This window comes from Corynebacterium sp. KPL2895 (genome assembly GCF_040225815.1).
Lineage (GTDB): Bacteria > Actinomycetota > Actinomycetes > Mycobacteriales > Mycobacteriaceae > Corynebacterium > Corynebacterium rhinophilum.
In genome coordinates, this window is the sequence record NZ_JBEHFY010000040.1 from 1 (window position 1) to 6,558 (window position 6,558).

A 6,558-nucleotide genomic window follows, 5' to 3' on the forward strand; every position below is an offset into this window, starting at 1 on the left:
TATGGGCTAGCGGCCATCGTGGTTATCCCTTTCGAGGAAGTGTGGTTACGGAATCGAAAGGTACTACGGTGGTCGCCGGCCTCATTCATAAGGGGCCCACCGTCAGTTACAGATACACCACGCTACTGGACGCAACCTGGCAAAAGGGTGTGGGCGCAGCTCGTTGAGCAATTAGAAGAAGACATGCCAGTTCGAATCACCGCACTTCTTCGAGCGACTCGGCTTGATATGGCATCTCGTATTTTGGGATCACGGCTTATCCATTATGAACCCGTGGACGAAAACTTTGTCCGTATCGTGGTGGGATATGCGGATATTCAGGGGGTAAGGCAATTGCTTCAGTTTGGGGACCACATCTGGGTCACCGATCCCCCGGAAGCAGTAAAAATCACTGCTGATCTAGCTAATGAACTTGCGAAACGACATAGTGGGACCACAAATCCTGAATCGTAGAGACCGAAGATGGGCACTGGGATGCCGTCGTAACAGGCCTGCTGAAAACGGTAAGAGGTGCGCTAACAATCTAGGAGCTCTCGTGGATCTTATGATTGGAGAAAAGTAAGTAACGATGGCTTTCGCTTCACTCGCAGGGTGGTGGAGTAAGGGCTTTGGAGGTTCAGAGCGCCTTCAAGGCGGGCGAGGGCCTCTTACCACTGGTGAAGCCGCAGCGTAGTGTGGGCATCTTAGCCGGTCTACAATCTTCCCACTTCACATTGAGGGTCTTTACCATGACGATTCTGTGTGTTCTACCAAGGGTGTGAGAGCAGGTTTACATGTCACTCATGAGAATTCAGGTGAGCACGACTTAGAGGTTGAGGTACGCAAAATATTTCGGCCACAGTGTTGCGGATTATGCGCCCTTATCAGATTGTGGCCACTGAGCGCATTGCCACCAAGGTGCTAGCCGGTATCCACAACCACAAGTTGCTCGGCACGGTTAACGCTGGTGGCTATATTTGGCACACGACGGGATCAGGAAAACACAGACCTCGTTTAAGACGGCGCAGTTAGTAGCGCAGTATCACTTCACTTCCCCGAGGATTAATGCTGGCATGAGCAAAACGACCACAGCGACAAGGTGCGTCGTGGCTGCTGTTTCCCAGCGCTCGTGCGCGATAAAATATATCCCCATGCGGTGAATGCTATTGCCGTGGGGAAGAGCCCAAGGTATATGACTCCGAAAGAGGCGGATGCGGGCGCGGTCGATAGGTCATATATCAGTGTGTTGGTCCAAGGTGACAGGCCTATTGTCCCTGCAGCGGCTCCAGTTATGCTTGTGCTGTCTGTGTCTTGTAGGAGACGCTTTGTAAGACTGTTGCTCCGCTATAGAGGAAGGCTCGATTTTCTCACGTGTGGGGAGCGCGGTGCGCGCTTTCTGCCGTGACTGAGGAAGTAGCCCTCATACGCAAAGCTTCCGATCCCTCTCTTGCGAATGACGGTGAAATAGTCACTACGGGTTAAATAGTCTTTACCAGTACAGAGCGATGATATCGCCTACCAAATAGAGATCTGAATCATCGTTCGGTGGGCGTAAGACGTTTTCCTCGCTCTTTAGTGGAGCTCCGGTTCCTCGGCCTAATTTAATTGCCTTGCTTCGCAAGTTTCCGATCTCATCGGGAGTGGTTTCTGTGCTTCCCGACGACGAAAGTAAAACATCAACTTGGTTAAATGCATCATTAAGTTGACTTTGAGAACTATTGGGAACCATTTGAGCTATTTCGTTAACTCGTGGCTCTAGTTGAACCTTGAGCTCCTCATTGTCGGTTCTGATTTGTAGGTAATGGCTGAGGATTCTTTCCACTGCATCTGAAAGCGGTGTTTCTGCTTTCTGCTTTCCGCTTAACAAGGAATTCAACTCGGCGATTTTTGTATCAAAGCCGTCGAAGCCAGGCAATCCCCTAGCAGCATCGAAGAGCTTGAGGGGAGACCAGCTAGTCGAGGGGGTATCTTGGCTAACTCGAACCAGGGCAATGCACTCGGATTGGTCGAAAAGAAAGCCTCGAACATCTCCCCAATAGTTGTCGAGTTGGGTAAGACCGACAAGACGAATAGGACTATTTGCCTTGTCATCAGATCGACGGATGAGTGTGCTAGCTTCTTCGTCCCAGTCCCAATCAACGAGCTCCGAGTTTATTGGAATTTGGCCGATTAGCATTTGCTGAATTAGTTGGGCGGCCTGGATAAAGGTGTCATCCTGGGAAATTCCAAGCGCTGGAGTATTGGCCGAGGTTTCGACAAGCGCGTTAGCAATGGTGCTATAGGCATAAATTGAATGGGCTTCTAGGCGTATTCTGACCTGAATTAGTTGCCCGCGGTGTAGTCGACCAGGCAGTAACTCTCGTTGAATGCTGGATTGCGGCACGCCGTCCCAGATCTGACTTTCTTTTCCGGCATAGGATTCTCTCGACACAAAATCTCTGAAAAGAGACTGTTCTGAAGAGACTTGTTCGATCTGTAGGGCTCTGCTTTTTCCAGATCGGAAGCTGATAGATGATCTGCCATTCGAGGCCCTATCATTGAGGTGAGAAATGGACGCACCGCCTCCGAGTGTTAATCCTAAGTCCTTTGTTCTCGTCTGAGTAAGGGTCGTTTTGGCATCCTCAGGACCGAACCGGGAGATATACAAGCTACGAAGAGCCAATTCATCGAGATAGAGGAACTGTCTTATGTCGCCCAGCGGTGACGCTTTACGGGAAAGCCGCTCGATTTTCCTTAGAATCCGTGAGCGACGGAAGCTTTCCTGCTTCTTCCTATAGTTTCGGAACCAACTCTTAATATTCACTTTTCTTCGCCCTTTCGAGCATTTCGCGCGGTAGTCGCTTTTTCAAATCCCAAAAGAAAGTGATCATTATATATTCTTGAACGACCTTCGATGACAGCTAACTCTCCTGAGTACTGGAGAATCGACCGTAGTTCTGCGGCAGTCCATCCTTCGGTTTGTGACGAAATTTTATCGAAATCAATATCGTTGGCTAGCGTTGGCGTGCGAGACTTTAAAATCTCAAGACGGTCCATTTGATTCGGTAGACGAAAATATACTTCGCGGTCAAACCTCCCGGGTCGGCGCAGTGCGCGGTCAATGTCGGAAATACGGTTGGTTGCCCCGATAGTTAGGACATTTTCAGGTGCCCCTACTCCGTCCATGTTCGTGAGAAATACATTAACGAGACGGGAACCGTTTTCATACGCATTCGAACGGTCTTTAGTTAAAACATCAATCTCATCAACAAAAATGATTGACATTTCTTGTTTAGCAGCGTCCTCGTATATTGCTTCAAGTCGTTCTTCACTTTGCCCGACTAGCTGACCACCTAGAGACGCGGTTGTAACCAAATAGAAGGCGGACCCAGACTGGGCTGCCATTATTTGAGCTAAAAAGGTCTTCCCAGTTCCCGGTGGACCTGCGAAAAGGATCCCGTGTACAGGATCAACCTTCATCTGTGAGATTAACTCTCGTCCCTCCAGCGTGGTGTACAACTCTACTATTTGTTTTGCGTCGGTCAGTATCTCCTGCGAGCCGACAAAATAGTCCCACTGAAATCTCTCAGGGTCTAGGTCAATACGAAACTTCGAGGCACTGGCTTCATCCTCGATAGTGCTTTTTCGCGCTGCTTCTTGTGGGATGACTCTCAAAATCGAAGAACTCTCATTGAAGAGGGCGTAATCTCCCAGACTCCATCGAGCATTTTTATGCACCAACTTGTGGGCATACCCGTCTGGAGTCTTCATAAGAATTTCGTCGGGGCCGGACTTTTGTTCGATAACCCCAATTTGGGCCTTAACCTCCCAGCTCTCGTCGGATGCGATTTCCCAGCCCGAGGAATACACGAGGATGTCGCCTACCTTAGGGCTCAATGTCTTGATCTCTTGATTCCCGGCTAAAAGCAGCCCATTTGGTAAACGCACCATCGGCGTTCCTTGGGGTGTGAAGTGATCGAGCTTAACCGTGAGTGTTGTTAACGGTTCGTCCAATGATTCGCTTCTTCCGATTGCTCCCGCGGCATTACATGCGAGGTTGATGGATGTTTACGGCCTGAGTGGGCTTCACTCTATAGGTTGAGATTTATTAGCGTCTCAGTATATCCGCATCGTTTAACAGGAAGCACGCGATTCCTTTAGTCATTTGCATCCGCAGGATGCTTAGGATTCCGATTCGACGTGTTGCTGTAATTTTGTGTGCCAAACATTTGAGGTGGCGATGAATGAAGCATTGGTTGCGGATTTGATTTTCTGACGGCGGGTTGCCGTCTGGATAGATCGCGGGCCGATACTCGAATTCTGACTGGGATCGCTGTGTGGTGAAAGTTTGAGCAAATGCGCAGGTCGTTGAGTGATTGTTTAGTGCTGTTGCAAAGTTGGGCGGAGAGCAGCGAAGACTCAGTTTCTCATTTCCTGATGGCCGCTGCGTGTGGGCGTTGTTAGGCCGTCTCGGGCCCGAACCCCGGAAAGTGGACACGGGGATTTAATCAAGATGAGATCGTAAGTGTAGCTGATCCGGCGGCTTCGAAGGCGTTCGGCGAGCGATAGCCGCACCACGAGTGCAAGCGCTTGGTGTTGTAGCGCGTGCACCACCGGAACACGTCCCGAAGACATACGAGCTGACTTGGGAAAACGGACTCGTCCTGGAGGACTTCCCGTTTCAGCGTGGCGTTGAACGACTCCGCCAACGAGTTGTCCGCGCTCGTCCCGATTGCTCCCATCGACTGGGTGAGACCGAATCGTTCACACAGCTTCCGGTATTGCTCAGAGGTATAGGCGCTGCCATGATCGGAGTGGAAAATCGCCCCGTCAAGGTTGCCTCGGACCCTGTGGGCCATCGTGAGGGCTTCTTCGACCAACTCCGTGCGCATGTGGTCGGCGACCGCGAAACCGGTCAACTGCCGTGAATAGCAGTCGATGACGGTTGCCAGGTACATATTCGACCCGTCCGCGATCGGCAGGTACGTGATATCGCCGACGTAGATGGTGTTCGGTTTCTCCGCGGTGAACCGGCGTTTCAGCAGGTCGGGCAACTTCGGAGCCCGTTTCGCAGACACGGTGGTCTTCACCCGGCGTTTTTTGGTGTAGCCGAACAGGCCCATCTGGCGCATCAACCTGGCGGTGCGCTTGTGATTGAAAAGGGCGTCGTTGGCTGGATCGGAGTTAATGGCCGCCGTCACGCGTTTCGCCCCGTAACAGCCGTTCTCGGCCGTGAACACGGCCTTGATCCTCGCTCCCAGCACCGCGTCGTCAAGGACGCGTCGCCGGCGGGCAGGAGCAGCTGATTTCCATTTGTAATACGAGGACCGGTTGATCTTCAAAACCTCACATAACCGCTTGACCTCGTAGAGGCCTCGGTTGTCATCAACGAACCGGAAGCGGTTCACCAGTTCGTCTCTTCCGCGAAATATTTGGCCGCCTTGCGGAGGATCTCTCGTTCCTCCCGGAGCTTGGCGTTTTCGCGTTCCAGCACGCGGATGCGTTCGGCGTCGGAGAGTCCTTCAGCAGGCGTGCGTGCGCTGTTGGCTGCGGCAATGGGGCTGGCGACTTTTTTACCGTTGGCGTTGGTTTTGGTGCCGGTGCCGAAGGCGTCGAGCCAGGTGCGCAGGGAGTTGCGGTTGAGCCCGAGATCGGAGGCGATCGCGTTGAGCGTTGCTCCGGGGGTCGACTCGTACAACGAGACTGCGTCGCGCTTGAACTGCTCGGTGTAGGTCTTGCGTGGCATGGTGGAAAGGTACCTCACTTCCCCAGCGAGATGCTGGTTTCAGCGTGTCCACCACCAGGGGGTCAGGTCCCTCGAAGACCCTGTTGACGATCACCGCGTCCGGGTTCGGTTGCCCGTGAGGTCAAACACAGTGCCTTGCCCTTTCCGCAATGAGTGCATCGCCTCCATCCCTTTCAACGTCCGATATGCAGATGTCCGGTTCTTAAACGTACCTTTCGGCCCGAGGATCCGCTTCAGTCGACCATGGTCGCCTTCTAGGATGTTGTTGAGGTATTTCACCTGTCGGTGTTCCACTGTTGGCGGGCAGGTTCCCCCTGACTTCAACTCGGCGATTGCCCTGGCTAGGGAGGATGCTTTATCGGTGTTGATCACTCTGGGATACCCGGCTGACGCATTGTATCTGAGAGCCTTGGCCAGAAAACGTTTCGCTGCGGCCACGTTCTGCTTCGGAGAGAGGTAAAAGTCCAGGGGCTGGCCACCGGCGGGGATCGCCCGATAGAGGTAGCACCACCTGCCGCCGATCCGGATATAGGTCTCACCACCCGCCAGGAACTGGCCTGCCAGTCAGGTACCTGCCGGTACCACCGTGTTTGCTTGTCCAGCTCAGGGGCGTATTTCTGGACCCAGCGGTAGATCGTGGTTGATCAACCGGCACACCCCGCTGAAGTCATCATTTCCTCCAAGTCTCGGTAGCTCACCCCTAGCGGCAGTACCACCGCACTGCCCACAGAATGATGTCACGGGGGAAATGACGACCGGAGAAGATACCCATGGCTGTGATTATTTCACGTCGCTCTTCCTACTGCCCCAACTTTGCAACAGCACCCAAAGCCCTGGAATGAACTCCTGTCACC

At 52.7% G+C, this 6,558-nt stretch carries 3 protein-coding genes and 2 pseudogenes; 1 reads left to right on the plus strand and 4 read right to left on the minus strand.

Features of this window, described 5'->3' with window-relative positions; all coding sequences use genetic code 11:
• Positions 1 to 453: pseudogene (locus ABRP95_RS11725) on the plus strand (hypothetical protein); the annotation flags it as partial.
• Positions 454 to 1,468: 1,015 nt separating this feature from the next.
• On the opposite strand, the gene ABRP95_RS11730 reads toward ABRP95_RS11725, so the two are convergent.
• From ABRP95_RS11730 to ABRP95_RS11745, 4 genes and pseudogenes are all read right to left on the minus strand, one after another.
• Complete coding sequence (locus ABRP95_RS11730) at positions 1,469 to 2,782, minus strand: DUF6414 family protein (RefSeq protein WP_349838679.1); 1,314 nt, start codon at positions 2,780 to 2,782, stop codon at positions 1,469 to 1,471.
• Entirely contained in the window at positions 2,779 to 3,972 is a 1,194-nt protein-coding gene (locus ABRP95_RS11735) for an ATP-binding protein (protein ID WP_284864650.1), read from the minus strand. Before ABRP95_RS11735 ends, ABRP95_RS11730 begins: the two co-directional genes overlap by 4 nt.
• A gap of 494 nt (positions 3,973 to 4,466) precedes the next feature.
• A protein-coding gene (locus ABRP95_RS11740) for an IS3 family transposase (protein ID WP_502880374.1) occupies positions 4,467 to 5,704 on the minus strand; the annotation gives its coding sequence in 2 pieces (ribosomal slippage) (positions 4,467 to 5,383 and positions 5,383 to 5,704; 1,239 coding nt in all).
• Positions 5,705 to 5,774: 70 nt separating this feature from the next.
• Positions 5,775 to 6,476, minus strand: a pseudogene (locus tag ABRP95_RS11745) (IS6 family transposase); the annotation flags it as partial.
• Positions 6,477 to 6,558 lie beyond the last annotated feature (82 nt).